This window comes from Streptomyces sp. adm13(2018) (genome assembly GCF_008042145.1).
Classification (GTDB): domain Bacteria; phylum Actinomycetota; class Actinomycetes; order Streptomycetales; family Streptomycetaceae; genus Streptomyces.
Genome location: NZ_RDBH01000080.1, coordinates 33,615 through 50,829, shown reverse-complemented (window position 1 = coordinate 50,829; position 17,215 = coordinate 33,615). Strand labels below are relative to the sequence as shown.

Sequence of the window (17,215 nt, the reverse complement as noted above, 5' to 3'; positions counted from 1 at the left end):
GTGCCCCGGCGCACGATGCGACGCGCCGGGCGGGTCCGGGCGGTCAGCCCTGTCCCGCCGGGTCCCGGGGCTCCCGTCCGGTGTTCCTGAGGGCCTCCGCGAGGCCGGTGCGGTCGGTGCCGAGCTTGCGGTAGACGGCCGAGAGGAGCCGGGCCACGGCGGTGCCGTCGACGCCGAGGATGGCCGCCGCGTCCTGGTCGCGGACGGTGAGGTCGGCGGCGGCGCGCTCACGGGCGGTGAGCGTGTCGGTGCCGGCGGGGTGCAGGGCCCGGGGCCGCAGTCCGGCGGCCGCGAGCTCGGCGCGGGCCGTCTCGACGAGGGCGTCGGCCCCGCAGTCCTGGGCGGCCTCCAGCCCCCGGTAGAGGTGCTCGGCGGCCTCCGCCGCGCGTTCGGTGCGCCGCAGGGCAGCGCCGAGGGCGACCAGGGAGCGCGCCAGCTCGTAGGCGGCGGGCGACTGGTCGAGCCAGTCGACGGACTCCTCCAGGAGCTTCACACGATCGGCGGGCTCGGACACCTCGGCGGTGACGCGGAGCGCCTGGCCGATCGCGGAGGGCGCCCCGTACTGGCGGGCGCGGGCGACGGCCTCCTGCGCGGTGGCGAGGCCCTTCGCCGGGGAGGTCGCGGCCTCGGCGAGCGCGAGGTGGAGCTGCCAGGGGCAGCAGGAGGGGTTGCGCTTGCCGCGCGGGTCGAGGCGTCGGCCGACGGCGGCCAGCGCATCGGCCGCCTCCTTGGTGCGGCCCGTGGCGAGCAGCAGTTCGGCGTGGACGGTCTCGCAGTCGGGGATGGTGACCGCGGCGGGGAACGGCTCGCCGAAGTCGTGCTCGCGGGCGACCTCCACGGCCTCGTCGGTGCGGCCTCGGGCGATGAGCACCTCGATCATGACGCCGGTCGCGTACCAGAGCGCCGGGGTGCGGGCGCCGACGCGCTCGGCGAGGCGGAGTCCGGCGCGGGCGAAGTCCTCGGCCTCCATCAGCCGGCCGCGGCGGAAGCGGATGTAGCCGATGAGGGTGTAGGCGAAGGCGAGGTGGGCGCCGCGCCAGCCCTGCTTCTCGAACTCGGCGGTTCCGGCGGCGAACAGCTCCTCGGCGCGGCCGGGACGGTCGGCGTAGAGGTGGAGGAGGGCGACGAGGACCGGCACCTCGAAGCCACGGCTCTCGTCGGCCCAGGTGAGGCCGCCTTCGAGGGCGCGCTCCGCTTCCCTGAGGGCGACGGAGGCCGGTTCGGCGCGCAGGGTGGCGTCCCAGGCGCGGAGTCCGATGATGTACCGCTCGGTGACGTCCCGGCCGGTGAGGCGGTCCGCGAGGGCGGCGAGGCGCCGGGACCGGGCGGGCGACTCCGGTTCGTCGGCGCGCAGCGCGTCCCACATGAACTTCTCGGCCTGCATCCGCAGTCGGCTGCGGGCGTCGGTCGCCTTCCGGGCCTCCTCGCCGAGGAGTTCGGAGGCCTCGACGAGCCGGTCGCTGTGGGCGAGGACCTGGGCGAGGCGGTAGACGATGCCGTGGCGCAGGGCCGGGTCGGCGACCGGCTCCTCCAGCGCGGCCCGCAGGTGGTTGACGGTGGTGGCGGGCTCGGTGAGCAGCGAGGAGCAGCCGAGTTCGTAGAGGACGGCGGCCCGGTCGTCGTAGGCGGGCGGTTCCTGCAGGGCGCGGGCGAGGAAGCGGCGGGCCGCGTCGGGGGCGCCGGCCCGGAGGTTCTCCCCGGCGGCGGCGCGCAGCTGGTGGACGACCCAGGGGTCGCCCTCCGGGTGGGTCTCCAGGAGGTGTCGGGCGGCCGCGGTGGGACCGAGTCCGGCGTCGACGACGGCCGAGGCGGCCTTGCCGTGCAGGGCGACGCGGGTGGCGTCGGGGATGGAGCGGTAGACGGTGGTCGCGATGAGGGGGTGGACGAACTGGAGGGGTTCGTCGGCCCCTTCGGTCTCGGCGAGGACGCGTGCCTCGCGGAGGCGGGCGGCACAGTCGGCGACCGCCTCGCCGCCGAGACCGGCGACGGAGCCCGCCAGCTCGGATGAGATCTCGGTGCCGAGGACGGCGCAGGCCCAGGCGAGACGGACGGTGGCGGGGCCGAGGCGTTCGAGCCGGGTGACGAGTCCGGCGCCCTTGAGGGCGGCGGAGAGGTCGCGGAGTTCATGGGCGCCGTCGGCGGTGGGTTCGAGGCCGCGGTCGCGGACCTTGGCGGCGAGTTCGACCGCCTCGAAGGGGTTGCCCGCGGTGACGGACCAGAAGTCGCGGCAGAAGCGGTCGTCGGCGTGCTCGCCGACCCGGTCGCGGACCAGTCGGGCCACGGCGGACGAGGTCAGCGGGGCGAGGTCGAGGGGGCGCTGCCCGGACCGGCGCCCGGTGAACTCCACACCTTCCTCCGGGAGTTCGTCGGGGCGGTAGGCGACGACGAGGAGCATGGGCAGCTCTTCGGCGCGCGGCGCGAACGCGGCGAGCCAGCCGAGGGACTCGGGGTCGGCCCAGTGGACGTCGTCCAGGACGACCACGAGGGGTGCCCGGCGTACGGCGAGATGGGTGAGGACCCAGTCGAGGCCGTCGCGCAGGCCCTGCGGGTCGGGCGGCGAGCCCTCGGCGGAGGCGCGGAGCCCGAGGGCGGGTCCGACGATGTCGTACCAGGAGCCGAGGCGTTCGCGCAGTTCGGCGTCGGAGGCGTGGGCGAGCTGCGGCTGGAGGAGTTGCCGGGCGACGTGGAACGCGACCCGCTGTTCCTGGTCGCCGCCACGCGCGGACAGCACGGTGCAGCCGCGGGCTCCGGCCCGGCGACGGATCTCGGTGAGCAGGGTGGTCTTGCCGAGGCCGGCGGGGGCGGCGTAGGCGAGGATGCCGCCGCGGCGGACGACCTGGGGGCGGGCGGTCGTCGGGGCGGAGGGTCCGGGCGGGAGGCCGCCGTCGGGCACGGGCCGGAGCCCGCCCCGGCCGGCGGGGGCCTGCGCGGATTCGGGGTGCGCGGTGCGGAGGCCGGTCGCCGGATCGGGGTCCTCGGCGGCCGTGCGGTCGGGGACCGCGACCAGGTGCGGGCCACTCGTCTCGCGCGGTGAGGGTACGGCGACCGGCCACGGCGGCTCGTCCGCGAGACCCGTCAGGAGGTCGAGCGCCTCCTCGGCCGCGGTGAGCGCCGCCTCACGCTCGATGAGGCCGCTTCCCTGCCGGGTCGACCTGCCGTCCTGACGTGCCACGTTCCACCCCCACACAGGGGGCGCGCGCCAGGCGCACGGTCAGGGGTGCGCCAAGCGGGAAGCCCCGCGAAAGTCCCAGCGTACGCCCGTTGGAGTGAGCGGGGACGGTCAAACGGCCAAGCAGAGGCACGGCGTGTCGTCGTCGGCGCGTTCGGCGTGGCGGGGAGCGCCGCGGATCGCCCGCGTCGCGGTGGCGGCGCTCGCGTCCGCCGTGGTCAGGGCGGTGGTGCCGGACGGGGTGACCTGCCGCTCCCCGTCGGCGGGGGCGGGACGGAACGTCCGATACCCGGCGCGCGGGCCGGTGCGCCCGCGCCCCGCCCGCGGGATACGCCGGTGGCTGAAACGCGTCTGTCCCTCGGGGCCGTCGGGGCCGGAGGGGCGTCGGTGCGGTCAGGAGGCGGCGGCCCGTGCGCCCCCTCACCCCCGGGGAGAGCGCCCCGGGTGTCCGGGGCCGTCCGCCGAGAGCCGGAGGAGGACGGCCAACGCCTCCCGCGCGCGGGCGTGTTCCACGAAGAGGTGGTCGTGGTGGAAGCCCGCCACGACGTTGCAGCTGAGTCCCTCCGCGGCGAGCGCCGCGGCGACGGCGGCGGTCAGCCCGACGGCGTCGAGCGCCGAGTGCACGCGCAGCGTGATCCGGGCCGCCACGTAGTCGTACGGGAGGGCGGCGGCGTCCGCCTCCTCCTGGCGCACCACGAGGGTGAGGCCCTCGTCCTCGGCGACGGTGACCACGGGGGCGACCCCGGCCGGGGCGGGGCCGTCCACCGTGGTGAAGACGTAGCGGGCGGGGTCGAGCTCCGGCCGCATCCCGGCGAGCAGCCGGGTCAGATCACGTTCCGCGTTCATGGCCGCCAGGGTAGGCGGCCGGGGGTCCGGCGGGGTTCAGCCGGTGGGCGGGGTGTCCCCTACGAGCCACATCGCGAAGAACTGGGCTCCGCCGCCGTAGGCGTGGCCGAGGGCCCGGCGCGCACCGTCGACCTGGTGCTCGCCCGCCTCGCCGCGCACCTGGAGGGCGGCCTCGGCGAAGCGGATCATCCCGGACGCTCCGATGGGGTTGGTGGAGAGCACCCCGCCGGAGGGGTTCACGGGGAGGTCGCCGTCGATCTCGGTGACGCCCGCCTCGGTGAGCTTCCAGCCCCCGCCCTCCTCGGCGAAGCCCAGGTTCTCCAGCCACATGGGCTCGTACCAGGAGAACGGGACGTACATCTCGACGGCGTCGATCTCCCGCCGGGGGTCGGTGATGCCGGCCTGCCGGTAGACGTCGGCCGCGCAGTCGCGGCCCGCCTGCGGCGAGACGAAGTCCTTGCCGGCGAAGAGGGTCGGTTCGCTGCGCATCGCGCCGCCGTGCAGCCAGGCGGGCGGGCGGGGCGAACGGGCCGCGCCCGCCCGGTCGGTGAGGACCATCGCGCAGGCGCCGTCGGAGGAGGGGCAGGTCTCGGAGTAGCGGATCGGGTCCCAGAGCATCGGGGAGGCCCGCACCTTCTCCAGGGTGAGGTCGTGCTCGTGGAGATGGGCGTACGGGTTCCTGAGCGCGTTGCGCCGGTCCTTGTACGCGACGAGGGAGCCGATGGCGTCGGGGGCGCCGGTCCGCCGCATGTACGCGCGCACGTGCGGGGCGAAGAAGCCTCCGGCGCCGGCGAGCAGGGGCTGCTGGAAGGGCACGGGCAGGGAGAGGCCCCACATGGCGTTGGACTCGGACTGCTTCTCGAACGCCAGGGTGAGGACCGTGCGGTGGACGCGGGCGGCGACCAGGTTGGCGGCGACAAGCGCGGTGGAGCCGCCGACGGAGCCCGCGGTGTGCACCCGGAGCATGGGTTTGCCGACCGCGCCGAGCGCGTCGGCGAGGTACAGCTCCGGCATCATGACGCCCTCGAAGAAGTCGGGGGCCTTGCCGATCACGACGGCGTCGACGTCCGCCCAGGTCAGCTCCGCGTCCTCCAGGGCGCGGACGGCGGCCTCGCGGACGAGTCCGGCGAGGGAGACGTCCCGCCGGGCGGCGACGTGTTTGGTCTGGCCGATGCCGACGACGGCCACGGGCTCCTTAGGCACGGTGCTCCCCTTCCAGGACGGCGACCAGGTTCTGTTGCAGGCAGGGGCCCGAGGTGGCGTGGGCGAGGGCGCGGTCGGAGTCGCCCCGGTGGATGCGGGCGGCGGCCTCGCCGAGCCGGATGAGGCCGGCGGCCATGACGGGGTTGGCGGCGAGGGCTCCGCCGGAGGGGTTGATCCGGACGCCGTCGTCGAGGCCGAGGGCCCGACGGAGGACGACCTCCTGGGAGGTGAAGGGCGCGTGGAGTTCGGCGGTGTCGACGGGTGCGTCGAAGGCTCCGGCGCGTTCGGCGGCGAGGCGGGTGGAGGGCGAGTCGGTGAGGTCGCGGACGCCGAGGGAGTGGGCCTCGATGCGGTGGTCCATGCCCCGGATCCAGGCGGGGCGCGCGCAGAGTCCACGGGCCAGGTCGCCGGCGGCGAGGATGACGGCGGCGGCGCCGTCGCCGATGGGCGGGCAGTCGCCGGTGCGCAGCGGCCGGACGAGGTAGTCGCCCTGGGGGCGGGCGCCGGGCAGTTGGGCGTGCGGGTTCGCGGTGGCGTCCTCGCGGCTGCGGGCGGCGATCGCGGCCAGGGCCGGTTCGTCGGTGGCGCCGGCGTCGACGAGGGCCTGGGCCTGGAGGGCCGCGAGGGAGACGGAGTCCGGCCAGAGCGGTGCCAGGTAGTACGGGTCGAGCTGGCGGGTGAGGACGTCGCGGACGGAGCCGGGCGAGGCCTTGCCGTAGGAGTAGACGAGCGCGGTGTCGGCCTCGCCGGTGAGGAGCTTCACCCAGGCCTCGTAGAGCGCCCAGGCGCCGTCGGTCTCGACGTGCGACTCGGAGATCGGCGGCCAGGCGCCGACGCCGTCGAGGGCCATCGTGAAGGAGAAGGCGCGGCCGGCCAGGTAGTCGGAGGAGCCCGAGCAGGTGAAGCCGATGTCGGAGGTCTTGAGGCCGGTCTGCCGCAGGACGTCGTGGAGGACGGGCATGACCATCTCGACCTCGGAGAGGTCGTCGGTGCGGCGGCGGTGGTCGCTCTGGGCGAAGGCGACGATCGCCACCTCTCGGTCCGGCCGGTGCGGCGTCACAGCAGCTCCTTGTACGTGTCGTAGTCGGCGTCGGGTTCGCCGGTGGGCCGGTAGTGGTCGGGGTAGCGGCCGTCCTCGCTCCACACGGGTTCGACGCGCAGGCCCATGCGGACCTGGTCGTAGGGGATGCCGCCGATCCGGCCGTGGAGGGCGAGCCCGGCGCCGTCGAGGGCGATGTGGGCGTAGACGTACGGCACCTCGATGTCGAGATTCGCGGCCTTGATGTTGACGATGCAGTACGTGGTGACGGTGCCGCGCGGTCCGACCTCGACCTGGTCGGTGGTGGCGACTCCACAGGTGGGGCAGGCGCCACGGGGCGGGACGTACACCTTGGCGCAGGAGGGGCAGCGCTCTCCGACGGTCCGGCGTTCGGCGAGGGCGCGCAGATAGCGGGTCTGGGCGCGGCCGGGGCTGTAGGTGTAGTCGAGGCGGGCGGCGGCGACGATGCCGGTGACGGGGTCGTCGAAGCGGCCGTCGTGGGGCGTGGGTCCGGTCGCCGGGTCGCCCTCGTACGGCTCGAAGCACGCGATGTCCGTGATGGCGCCGGACCGTTCGGCGGCCCAGCGGACGCGGACCCGCAGGCCGGTCCGGACGGCTTCGGGGCCGGGGGCGTCGAGGGCGTGCAGGAGTGCGGTGTCGGCGCCGTCGAGGCGGACGAGGCCTCCGTGTACGAGACCGCCGAACTGACCGAGACGGGTGCAGGACGACCCGTTGGCCGTAGTTGAAGGCGATGAACGCGGTCAGGGTGGAGGTGCCGTGCATCAGCGGCGGCGCGGGGGCCCGTGTCGCGGTCACGCGGGAGGAGTGCGGGGCGCGTGTCCCGTGCACTCGGGCGGTGGTGCGGGCCCGTGTGCCGTTCACTCGCGCCGGAACTCCGGCGGGCGCTTCTCCGCGAAGGCTCGCGCCCCCTCCTTCGCGTCGGCCGTGTCGAAGACCGGCCAGCCGCGCTTCAGTTCGGCGGCCAGTCCCTCCGTCTCGGTCAGTTCGGCGGTCTCGTACACGGAGGCCTTGACCGCCTCGACGGCGAGCGGCCCGCAGGCGTTGATCCGCTCGGCGAGGTCGAGGGCCGCGTCGAGCGCGGTGCCGTCGGGGACGACCCGCCCGACGAGGCCGATCGCGGCGGCCTCGGCCGCGGAGTAGGGGCGGCCCGTGAGCAGCATCTCGAGGGCGTGGGTGCGGGCGATCTGCCGGGGCAGCCGGACCGTGGAGCCGCCGATCGGGAAGAGTCCGCGCCGGACCTCGAAGAGGCCGAAGGTCGCGGAGGCGGCCGCGACCCTGATGTCGGTGCCCTGGAGGATCTCGGTGCCGCCGGCGACGCAGTAGCCCTCCACGGCGGCGATCACGGGCTTGCGGGGGCGGTGGTGGCGCAGCATCGCCTTCCAGTGGAGGTCGGGGTCGGCCTTGAGCCGGTCCCGGAACCGCTCGCCCGCCATACCCTGGCCGGCCAGGGCCTTGAGGTCCATGCCCGCGCAGAAGGAACCGCCCGCGCCGGTGAGGACGACGGAGCGGATGCCGTCGTCGGCGTCGGCCTCCAGCCAGCCGTCGTAGAGGCCGACGAGCATCGGCAGCGAGAGGGCGTTCTTGGCCTCGGGCCGGTTCAGGGTGAGGACGAGCGTGGCGCCTTCGCGCCGTATGCCGAGGTGTTCGGTGCCGCCAGTGCCACTCATGGGGGTCTCCCGTCTCCAGTTCTGGAACAGGTTGCAGGAGCACGGGGCCCAGTTCAATAGTTTTCTGACACCCAGTCAGATTCTTCTGCGCACCCCCTTCCGCCCTTCGCCGGTCGGCGCTCTAATGACCGCCGAGTCAGTGCGAACCGGGGTCAGGAGGAACGGTGGAGTACAACCTTGCCGACCTGTTCGAATCGGTCGTCGACGCGGTCCCCGACCGCGAGGCACTGGTGTACGTCGACCATCCCGGAACCGGTGAGGAGCGTCGGCTCACCTACGCCGAACTCGACGAGGCCGCCAACCGGATCGCGCACCACCTCACCGACGCGGGCATCCGGCCCGGCGAGCACCTCGGCCTCCACCTGTACAACGGCGTCGAGTACCTGCAGACCGTCCTCGCCTGCCTCAAGGCGCGGATCGTGCCGGTCAACGTGAACTACCGTTATGTGGAGGAGGAGTTGGTCTACCTCTACCGGGACGCCGACCTGGCCGCACTCGTCTTCGACGCCGAGTTCACCGACCGGGTCGCGGCGGCGCTGCCGCAGACGGAGAAGCTGCGGCACCTCGTGCGGGTGGGGACCCCGCCCGGGGAAGCGCCCCCGCTCGACTGCGTCCCGTACGCGGAGGCGGAGGCCGCGGGCTCGCCCGCGCGCGGCTTCGGGCCGCGCTCGGCCGACGACCTCTTCATCATCTACACCGGCGGGACGACCGGGATGCCCAAGGGCGTCCTGTGGCGCCAGGAGGACCTGTTCTTCGCGGGGCTGTTCGGCGGGGACCCCTCGGGCGAGGCCGTGAAGCGCCCCGAGGAACTGGCCGAGCGGGTCGCGGCCGGCGGCGCCGGCATCACCTTCTTCCCCGCGCCGCCGCTGATGCACGGCACCTCCACCCTGACCGCGTTCATCGCCTTCAACTACGGCCAACGGGTCGTCCTGCACCGCAAGTACGTCCCGGAGGAAGTCCTCCGCACCCTGGAGAAGGAGAAGGTCTCCAGCATCTCCCTGGTCGGGGACGCCATGCTGCGCCCGCTCGTGGACGCGCTGCGCGGACCACGGAAGGGCACGGACCTCTCCGCCCTGTTCAGCCTCTCCTCGTCCGGGGCGATCATGTCCGAAACCGTACGGGCCCAGCTCCAGGAGCTGATGCCGAACGTGCTGCTGCTCAACAACTTCGGCTCCACCGAGTCCGGTTCCAACGGCCGCGCCACCGACGACTCGGGCCCCGCCCGGGGCTTCCGGCTGCACGTCAACGAACGCACCCGGGTCGTGGACCCGGCGACCCGGACCCCCGTCGCCCCCGGCGAGATCGGCCGGCTGGCCCAGCGCGGCCACGTGCCGCTCGGCTACTACAACGACCCCGGCAAGACCGCCGAGACCTTCTTCGAGGCGGACGGGGCCCGGTGGGTGCTCCTCGGCGACATGGCGACCGTCGACGAGACCGGGGTGGTCACGGTCCTCGGCCGCGGGTCCCAGTGCATCAACACGGGCGGCGAGAAGGTCTACCCGGAGGAGGTGGAGCAGGCCCTCAAGTCCCACCCGGACGTGTACGACGCCCTGGTGGCCGGAGTGCCGGACGCCCGCTGGGGCAACCACGTCGCCGCGGTCGTCCAGCTCCGCGCGGACGCGCCCGCGCTCGGCCTGGAGGATCTCCAGGCCCACTGCCGTCCCCGTCTGGCGGGGTACAAGGTCCCGCGCCAGCTGGTGCTCACCGACCGCATCCAGCGCTCCCCGAGCGGGAAGGCGGACTACCGCTGGGCCCGGACCGTGGCGGTGGAGGCGGACCAGGAGGGGGCGTCACCAGCCTGAGGGGGGCCTCGGCCGCCCCCCGCTCCGGTGCCCCGACCCGGAGCGGGCCGGGCCGGGCACCTGTCCGTACGCCCCGGCCGGGCGCCGGATCAGCCCTCTTCGCTGATGTTGACCATCCACGTGACCCCGTACCGGTCCGTGCACATGCCGAAGACATCGCCCCACATCTGCTTCTCCAGGGGGACCGACACCGTGCTGCCGGCGGCCAGCCCGTCCCAGTAGCCGCGCAGTTCCCCGGCGTCGTCACCGCTCAGGCTCACCGCGAAGCCGTTCCCCGGCGTCTGCTCCATGCCGGGCGGGCTGTCCGCGCCCATCAGCGTGAAGCCGCTGGGCGTCTCCAGCATGCCGTGCATGATCTTGTCGGCGTACCCGGGCGGCGCCTCGCCCCCGGCCTCGCCGTAGGTGTTGAGGGTGAGGGTCCCCCCGAGCACCTCCTGGTAGAACTCCATGGCCTGCTTCGCTTCGCCGGAGAAGTTGAGGTAGGGGTTGAGACGAGTGGTCACACCTGGCTCCTGTCGTGTCGCGCCGTGGGCGGTGCCGGACACCGCCCGAGGGGCGTCGTCCCCGCGATCCTCCCCCGGCCCCCGCCCGATCGGCCGAGGCGCGCCGCGCGCCTGGCCCGATCGGGCCACCGGCGCCCGACGGACCCTAGAGTCCGAAGCTCCGCAGCGCGGCGAGGAACGCGTCGGGCGCGTCCGTGTGCACGAGGTGGCCCGCGTCCACGGTGACGAGCCGGGCGCCGGGGATGCGGTCGGCCAGCCGGCGCAGCCGGTCCTGGCTCGCACGGCCGGCCGGGTCGCCCGCCACGACGAGCGTCGGGGCCGTGATCGCGGTGACGTCCTCACTCCAGGCGGCGTCGGGCGCGTTCAGCTGGGCGTCGGTGGACGGGACGACCTCCCAGTCGAAGCCGAGCGGGCCCTCGGGGCGTACGGCCGGCGGCCGGCGGAGTGACCGAGCAGGTCGAGCCGCTCCAGACCGAGATGACGGCGCAGCGCCTCGACGTCCCCGACCTGCCGGTCGCAGCGGTGGGTGCCGGGATCGGCCGGCGCGGCGCTCGCCCCGGTCCCCCGGGCGTCGAGCAGGACCAGAGTGCGGTGCGCGGTGAGTCCCCCCAGGTCCCCGAGGTAGGCGGCGTCGCGCATCGGCCCGCCCGCGAGGCACACCAGGGGTTCGCCCTTCCCCTCGGTCCGGTAGGCGAGTTCGGTTCCGTCGTACGAGGTGAACTTCGGCATGCCGCCGATCCTCACCGCCCCCGGACGATCTTCGCAACCGGTTCGGCGACGGTCGCGTACGGTGGTCGCACCGTCCCCGACCAGCGAAGGAACAACCCACCGTGCCCGAGACCCGGGAATCCGCGCTGCGCGGCGACTGCGCCTCCTGCTTCGGCCTGTGCTGTGTGGCGCTGCCCTTCGCCCGGTCCGCGGACTTCGCCGTGGACAAGGCGCCCGGCGAGCCCTGCCGTAACCTCCGCGAGGACTTCCGCTGCGGCATCCACACCCGGCTGCGGCCGAGCGGCTTCCAGGGCTGCACGGTGTACGACTGCTTCGGCGCCGGGCAGCAGGTCTCCCAGGTGACCTTCGGCGGGGTCTCCTGGCGCGAGGCGCCGGAGACCGCGGACCGGATGTACGACGTGTTCCAGGTGATGCGTCAGCTCCACGAACTGCTGCGCTACCTCACGGAGGCGCTGGACCGCCCGGCGGCCCGCCCCGTCCACGGCGAGCTGCGGACGGCGCTCGCCCGGGTCGAGGGCCTCACCGGAGGCTCGGCCGACGAGCTGGTGGCCCTGGTGGTTCCGGAGGTGCGGGCCGAGGTGAACCGGCTGCTTCTGCGGACGAGCGAGCTGGTCCGCGCCACCGCCGGCGGGAGGCCGAGGAGCCGACGCGGGGCCGACCTGATCGGCAAGCGGTTGCGCGGGGCCAAGCTGCGCGGTACGGATCTGCGCGGGGCGCTGCTGATCGCCGCCGATCTGACGGGAGCCGATCTGTCGCTCGCGGATCTCATCGGCGCGGACCTGCGGGACGCCGATCTGTCGGGTGCGGACCTGACCGGCGCGCTGTTCCTGACGCAGCCCCAGCTGAACGCGGCGCGCGGGAACGCCGCGACCCGCCTTCCCGACGGGTTCGACCGTCCCGCGCACTGGACCTCCTGAGCCGGGCGGCCGCCGGTCAGCCGTACAGGTAGGGAGTCGTGGTGGACAGCGCCCGGAACCCCAGGCGGGCCAGGATGGGGCGGCTCGTGTCGGCCGCGTCGACCTGGACGTAACGGTGGCCGCGTGCGGCGGCGATGCGGGCGCGGTGGGCGACGAGGGCGCGGTAGAGGCCGCGGCCGCGCCAGGCCTCGACGGTGCCGCCGCCCCAGAGGCCCGCGAAGTCGGTGCCGGGGCAGAGTTCGAGGCGGGCGGCGCTGACCGGCTCGCCGTCGGCGAGGGCGACGACGGCGGTGACGGTGTCGGGGTCGGCCGCGAGCCGGTCCAGGAGCTGTCGTTCGAGGTGGCCGCTGTCCGTGCCGAAGGCGCGCTGGTGGACCTCGGCGACCTGCCGTACCCCGGACGCGTCGGTGACGGCGCGGAGTTCGACGCCGGCGGGCAGGGGTACGCCGTCGGGCAGCGCGGCGGCCTCGGCCGCCATCAGGGTCTCCGGAGGGTCGGCGGTGAATCCCGCGGCGGTCAGCCGGGCGCCGAGGTCGCCGGGGGTGTCGTGGGCGTACAGCTTCCATTCGAAGGACAGGCCGGCGGCGGCGTAGTACTCGATCTGTCCGGCGATGGCACGGTCGGCGTCGGGGGTGGTCAGACGGGACCAGAGGACGCCGTTCCAGGCGTGCGCGGGTCCGGTCTGGCGGACGACGTCGCCGACGCGCTCGATCCGGCAGCCGGGTCCGTCGGGACGGGCCTCGCGGCGGAGCTGGCGGTCGTACAGGTCGCGAAGGTGCTGGGGTTCCATGCGGGTCACTCCAGCACTCGGGGTCGGGCGCGGGCAAAGGGATTCCGCCGGGCCGGGCGGTCCGCGGCGCCGGACGCCCGGCTCCCGGCTCCCGTCCCCCGCCTCCCGTCACCAGGTGACCGGGAGTGCCTCCGGGCCGCGGATGAGGGCTCCGCGCTGCCAGCGGAGCCGGTCCGGGGGCAGGGCGAGCCGGAGGTCCGGGAAGCGGGTCCACAGGGAGTCGACCAGGACCTCCGCCTCGATGCGGGCCAGGGCGGCGCCGGGGCACTGGTGGGGACCGTGCCCGAAGGCGACGTGCGGGTTGTAGCGGCGGTCGAAGTCGAGGCGCTCGGGGTCGGCGAAGACGGCGGGGTCGCGGTTGGCCGTCAGATAGGAGACGTAGACGGGGTCGCCGGCCGGGATGGTGACCCCGCCGACCTCGACGTCCTCCAGGGCGATCCGGGAGAGGCCGACGGCGTTGCGGTGCGGGAGGTAGCGGAGCAGCTCGTCGACGGCCCGCGGGACGAGCGCGGGCTCGGCGCGCAGCCGGGCCAGGTGCTCGGGGTGGGTGAGCAGCGCGTAGACCATGCTGGCGCTGTTCCCGCGGACGGCGTGGACGCCGCCGATCTGGACGAGGACGGCGAGTCCGACGGCCTCGCGTTCGGTGAGGGTGGTGTCGTCGACGGCGTCCGCGAGGACGGCGGCGAGGGTCTCGCGGCCGGTGCCGTGGCTGCGGCCGATGAGTTCGGTGAAGTAGCGGCCCATGTCGGCCTTGGCCCGCTCGCCCTCCTTGCGGCCGGTGGTGACGGCGGAGCCGATGGTGTCGGACCAGCGGGCCAGCAGCGGTCGGTCGCCCTCCGGGACGCCCATGAGGGCGCCGGCCACGGCGAGCGGGAAGGGGCGGTGGACGAGTGCCATCAGGTCGGCGGGGGCGCCGTGTTCCTCGACCCGGTCGAGGAGCCGGTCCATGACCTCCTGGGCGTGGTCCCGCAGGGCCTTCAGCGGCCGGGGGCCGAAGGCACGGGCGACGACCCCGCGCATCCGGGTGTGGTCCGGGGGGTCGGCGAAGCCGACGGCGCCCTCCATCGGGACGAAGTGGGGGGCCACCCGGGTGACGGACCGGCCGTGGACGGCCTGCCGGCTGAAGCGGGGGTCGCCGGAGACGAGCTTGACGTCCTCGTACCGGGTGACGAGCCAGGCGTGGCCCTCGCCGTGCGGCAGCCGGACCCGGGTGACCGGGTCCTCGTGCAGCAGCCGGGCCAGCAGCGGGTCGAAGTCGAGTCCGGTGAGGTCGGGGACGGCCCAGAAGTGGGCCTGCGGGGCGTCGGCGTCGTTGGTGGTGGTCACGGGGGCACCCTTCCCCGGAGCGGCCGCCCCCGCCGCACGGAATGAGCCGAAAGGCCCCAAGGTGTGACGGGGATGCGGGCGGGGAACCTGGCCCGCGCCTCTTGCCAACCCCCCGGTGCCTCCGGTTTTACTGGCCGGGAACGGATCGACCGAATGATCGGTCGTCCGTTTTACGACCGTGGAGGAGTGGCGCGATGACGGAACTGCTGGACAGCGGCGAGCGGCTCGGACGCGAGGAGCTGGCGGCCCTCCAGCTGGAGCGGCTGCGGGCGACCCTGCGGCACGCGTACGAGAACGTGGACTTCTACCGGCGCTCCTTCGACGCCGCCGGGGTGACCCCCGAGGACTGCCGTACGCTCGCGGACCTGGCGCGCTTCCCGTTCACCGCCAAGACCGACCTGCGCGACCACTACCCCTTCGGGATGTTCGCCGTCGACCAGTCCCGGATCAGGCGGATCCACGCCTCCAGCGGCACCACCGGCCGCCCGACCGTCGTCGGCTACACGGACGGCGACCTGGACCTGTGGGCGGACGTGGTCGCCCGCTCCCTGCGCGCCGCCGGGGCCCGCCCCGGGCACAAGGTGCACGTGGCGTACGGCTACGGCCTGTTCACCGGCGGACTCGGCGCGCACTACGGCGCGGAGCGGCTCGGGTGCACGGTGATCCCCGCCTCGGGCGGCATGACGGCCCGGCAGGTCCAGCTCATCCAGGACTTCCGACCCGAGATCATCATGGTGACCCCCTCGTACATGCTGACGCTGCTCGACGAGTTCGAGCGGCAGGGCGTGGACCCGCGGTCGACGTCCCTGAAGGTCGGCGTCTTCGGCGCCGAGCCGTGGACGGAGGCGATGCGCAAGGAGATCGAGGAGGCCTTCGCGATCGACGCGGTCGACATCTACGGCCTGTCGGAGGTGATCGGCCCGGGTGTGGCGCAGGAGTGCGTGGAGACCAAGGACGGTCTGCACATCTGGGAGGACCACTTCTATCCGGAGATCGTCGACCCGTTCACGGGCGAGGTGCTGCCGGACGGCGAGGAGGGGGAGCTCGTCTTCACCTCGCTCACCAAGGAGGCCATGCCGATCGTCCGCTACCGGACGCGCGACCTGACCCGCCTGCTGCCGGGGACGGCGCGGGTGTTCCGGCGGATGGAGAAGGTCACGGGGCGCAGCGACGACATGATCATCCTGCGCGGGGTGAACCTCTTCCCGACCCAGATCGAGGAGATCGTGCTGCGCACCCCGGCGGTGGCCCCGCACTTCCAGCTGCGGCTGACCCGCGAGGGCCGGCTCGACGCCCTGACCGTACGCGCCGAGGCCCGCGCGGACGCGACGCCCGAGCAGCGCGCGGAGGCGGCCCGGTCGATCGCGGCGGCGGTCAAGGACGGGATCGGGGTCTCGGTCTCGGTCGAGGTGGTCGACCCGGAGACCCTGGAGCGTTCGGTGGGCAAGATCAAGCGGATCGTGGACCTGCGGAAGGCGTCGTAGCCGGACCCCGGCATCCGGCCACGGCAGGACCCCGGGACGCGTTCACCGACTGCGGCCCCGGTGGAACGCGGGCGGCGACAGCCTTCCGTACACCGAGACGCCCGGGGCGACCACCGCCTCAAGCCCGCCCGACCTCCGCGTACCGGTCGCGGAGGTCGCGCTTGAGGATCTTGCCGCTGGCGTTGCGGGGCAGTTCCGGCAGGAAGTGGACCCGCTTGGGGGCCTTGAAGGCGGCGAGGTGCGCGCGGGCGTGGGCGAGGAGTTCGGCCTCGGTGACCTCGCCGCGCGGGACGACCACCGCGGTGACCGCCTCGATCCAGCGGTCGTCGGGGAGGCCGATCACGGCGACCTCGGCGACGCCGGGGTGGGTGTAGAGCGCGTCCTCCACCTGGCGCGAGGCGACCAGTACGCCACCGGAGTTGATGACGTCCTTCACCCGGTCGACGATCGTGAGGTAGCCCTCGGCGTCGCGGACGGCGAGGTCCCCGGAGCGGAACCAGCCGTCGCGGAAGGCCGCCGCCGTCTCCTCGGGCTTGCGCCAGTAGCCGTCGCAGAGCTGCGGGGAACGGTAGACGATCTCGCCGGGGGTGCCGTCGGGCACGTCCTCGCCCTTCTCGTCGACGACCCTGGCCCGGACGTGCCGGACCGGCCGGCCGCAGGAGTCCATGCGTCCCTCGTGCTCGTCGGGGCCGAGGACGGTGGCGAGGGGGCCGATCTCGGACTGGCCGAAGCAGTTGTAGAAGCGGAGTCCGGGCAGCCGTGCGCGCAGCCCTTCGAGGACGGGTACGGGCATGATCGAGGCCCCGTAGTAGGCCTTGCGCAGGGCCGAGAGGTCGCGGTGCGCGAAGTCGGGGTGGCGGGTGAGGCCGATCCACACCGTGGGAGGGGCGAAGAGGCTGTCGGCGAGGCCCGCCTCGACCAGGTCGAGGAGCACGGCCGGGTCGGGGCCGTCGACGAGGGTGTTCTCGGCGCCGACCGCGAGGTAGGGCAGCAGGAAGACGTGCATCTGGGCCGAGTGGTAGAGCGGCAGCGCGTGCACCGGCCGGTCGTCCTCGTGCAGGTCGAGCGCCTCGATCGCGCTCGCGTACGCGTGGACGAGGGCGCGGTGCGACATCGTCGCACCCTTGGGCAGGGCCGTGGTGCCCGAGGTGTAGAGCAGCTGGACGCAGTCCCGGGCGTCGCGGTCGGCGTCGTACTCCTCCGGCTCCGCGAGCGCGTCGAGGAGCGAACCGGGCCCGTCCCGCAGCGCCTTGACCGCGAACCCGTCAGGTACGCGCTCCGCGAGGGCGGGGTCGGCGAGGACCAGGGAGGCCTCGGACTGCTCCAGGAGGTACGCGAGGTCCCCGCCCGTCAGATGGTGGTTGACGGGCACGTGGATCAGCCCGGCCCGGGAGCAGGCGAGGAACGCGATCAGGTAGGCGTCCGAGTTGTGGCCGTAGGTCGCGACCCGGGCCGCCTCCGGCAGACGGAGGCCGTGGTGCGGCTCGCGCAGGACCGCCGCGGCCGTGGAGACGGCCGCGTCCAGCTCGGCGTACGTCCAGGTCCGGTCGGCGTAGCGGACGGCGATCCGGTCGGGGACGCGCTGGGCGCTCATGCGCAGGACACCGTCGACGGCGCGGCTGAGGAGTCGATCCATGGCGCGATCCTCCGCGCGCACCCGACGGGAGGTCAAGTACCGTGCGACCGCTCCGGACGGACGCGGGCGGGCAGGTGGGCGCG

The 17,215-nt window shown here is 74.3% G+C and carries 13 protein-coding genes and 2 pseudogenes; 3 read left to right on the top strand and 12 right to left on the bottom strand.

Annotated features, from left to right (window positions below; translation table 11 throughout):
* Positions 1-43 precede the first annotated feature (43 nt).
* The 6 genes and pseudogenes from EAO70_RS07025 to EAO70_RS07000 all read right to left on the bottom strand — a co-directional run bounded on the left by EAO70_RS07025 (position 44) and on the right by EAO70_RS07000 (position 7,945).
* Positions 44-3,172, bottom strand: a complete 3,129-nt coding sequence (locus EAO70_RS07025; RefSeq protein WP_410091121.1) for an ATP-binding protein — start codon at positions 3,170-3,172, stop codon at positions 44-46.
* A gap of 417 nt (positions 3,173-3,589) precedes the next feature.
* On the bottom strand, positions 3,590-4,015 hold the full coding sequence (locus tag EAO70_RS07020) for an ACT domain-containing protein (RefSeq protein ID WP_148002139.1): 426 nt from the start codon (positions 4,013-4,015) through the stop codon (positions 3,590-3,592).
* 36 nt (positions 4,016-4,051) lie between these two features.
* Entirely contained in the window at positions 4,052-5,218 is a 1,167-nt protein-coding gene (locus EAO70_RS07015) for a thiolase domain-containing protein (protein WP_148002138.1), read from the bottom strand.
* Complete coding sequence (locus EAO70_RS07010; RefSeq protein ID WP_148002137.1) at positions 5,211-6,278, bottom strand: thiolase domain-containing protein; 1,068 nt, start codon at positions 6,276-6,278, stop codon at positions 5,211-5,213. Before EAO70_RS07010 ends, EAO70_RS07015 begins: the two co-directional genes overlap by 8 nt.
* A pseudogene (locus EAO70_RS07005) lies at positions 6,275-6,937 on the bottom strand (Zn-ribbon domain-containing OB-fold protein); the annotation flags it as partial. The pseudogene EAO70_RS07005 and the gene EAO70_RS07010, both read right to left, overlap by 4 nt.
* Before the next feature lie 198 nt (positions 6,938-7,135).
* Positions 7,136-7,945 (bottom strand): crotonase/enoyl-CoA hydratase family protein, encoded by an 810-nt coding sequence (locus tag EAO70_RS07000; protein ID WP_148002136.1) that lies wholly within the window; start codon positions 7,943-7,945, stop codon positions 7,136-7,138.
* A 164-nt stretch (positions 7,946-8,109) separates the two neighbouring features.
* Between EAO70_RS07000 and EAO70_RS06995 the strand changes: the two genes are divergently transcribed.
* A complete protein-coding gene (locus EAO70_RS06995; protein WP_148002135.1) occupies positions 8,110-9,747 on the top strand; it encodes an acyl-CoA synthetase in 1,638 nt (545 codons plus the stop codon).
* Between the two features lie 89 nt (positions 9,748-9,836).
* Here EAO70_RS06995 and EAO70_RS06990 read toward each other — a convergent pair whose 3' ends face one another.
* From EAO70_RS06990 to EAO70_RS06980, 3 genes and pseudogenes are all read right to left on the bottom strand, one after another.
* On the bottom strand, positions 9,837-10,250 hold the full coding sequence (locus EAO70_RS06990; protein ID WP_148002134.1) for a VOC family protein: 414 nt from the start codon (positions 10,248-10,250) through the stop codon (positions 9,837-9,839).
* 145 nt (positions 10,251-10,395) lie between these two features.
* Positions 10,396-10,554: an alpha/beta fold hydrolase gene (locus EAO70_RS37700; RefSeq protein ID WP_187283769.1), complete on the bottom strand. Its 159-nt coding sequence runs from the start codon at positions 10,552-10,554 to the stop codon at positions 10,396-10,398.
* A gap of 131 nt (positions 10,555-10,685) precedes the next feature.
* Positions 10,686-10,979, bottom strand: a pseudogene (locus EAO70_RS06980) (alpha/beta fold hydrolase); the annotation flags it as partial.
* A 101-nt stretch (positions 10,980-11,080) separates the two neighbouring features.
* Here EAO70_RS06980 and EAO70_RS06975 point away from each other — a divergent pair.
* Complete coding sequence (locus EAO70_RS06975) at positions 11,081-11,896, top strand: pentapeptide repeat-containing protein (protein WP_148002133.1); 816 nt, start codon at positions 11,081-11,083, stop codon at positions 11,894-11,896.
* A gap of 16 nt (positions 11,897-11,912) precedes the next feature.
* Here EAO70_RS06975 and EAO70_RS06970 read toward each other — a convergent pair whose 3' ends face one another.
* Both EAO70_RS06970 and EAO70_RS06965 read right to left on the bottom strand, forming a co-directional pair.
* Positions 11,913-12,686, bottom strand: a complete 774-nt coding sequence (locus EAO70_RS06970) for a GNAT family N-acetyltransferase (protein ID WP_187283768.1) — start codon at positions 12,684-12,686, stop codon at positions 11,913-11,915.
* A 108-nt stretch (positions 12,687-12,794) separates the two neighbouring features.
* Complete coding sequence (locus EAO70_RS06965; RefSeq protein WP_148002132.1) at positions 12,795-14,012, bottom strand: cytochrome P450; 1,218 nt, start codon at positions 14,010-14,012, stop codon at positions 12,795-12,797.
* A 194-nt stretch (positions 14,013-14,206) separates the two neighbouring features.
* Here EAO70_RS06965 and paaK point away from each other — a divergent pair, with 194 nt between their 5' ends.
* The gene (gene paaK, locus EAO70_RS06960) at positions 14,207-15,496 is read left to right on the top strand and encodes a phenylacetate--CoA ligase PaaK (protein ID WP_148002131.1); all 1,290 of its coding nucleotides are present in this window, start codon (positions 14,207-14,209) and stop codon (positions 15,494-15,496) included.
* 118 nt (positions 15,497-15,614) lie between these two features.
* On the opposite strand, the gene EAO70_RS06955 is transcribed toward paaK, so the two are convergent.
* Positions 15,615-17,132, bottom strand: coding sequence for a fatty acyl-CoA synthetase (locus EAO70_RS06955; RefSeq protein ID WP_148002130.1), 1,518 nt, complete (start codon positions 17,130-17,132; stop codon positions 15,615-15,617).
* Positions 17,133-17,215: the final 83 nt, after the last annotated feature.

Excerpts from the sequence above, each read along its gene's own strand:
- EAO70_RS06970 (WP_187283768.1), bottom strand. The coding sequence starts at position 12,686 with ATGGAACCCCAGCACCTTCGCGACCTGTACGACCGCCAGCTCCGCCGC.
- paaK (WP_148002131.1), top strand. The coding sequence starts at position 14,207 with ATGACGGAACTGCTGGACAGCGGCGAGCGGCTCGGACGCGAGGAGCTG.
- EAO70_RS06955 (WP_148002130.1), bottom strand. The coding sequence starts at position 17,132 with ATGGATCGACTCCTCAGCCGCGCCGTCGACGGTGTCCTGCGCATGAGC.
- EAO70_RS07020 (WP_148002139.1), bottom strand. The coding sequence starts at position 4,015 with ATGAACGCGGAACGTGATCTGACCCGGCTGCTCGCCGGGATGCGGCCG.
- EAO70_RS07000 (WP_148002136.1), bottom strand. The coding sequence starts at position 7,945 with ATGAGTGGCACTGGCGGCACCGAACACCTCGGCATACGGCGCGAAGGC.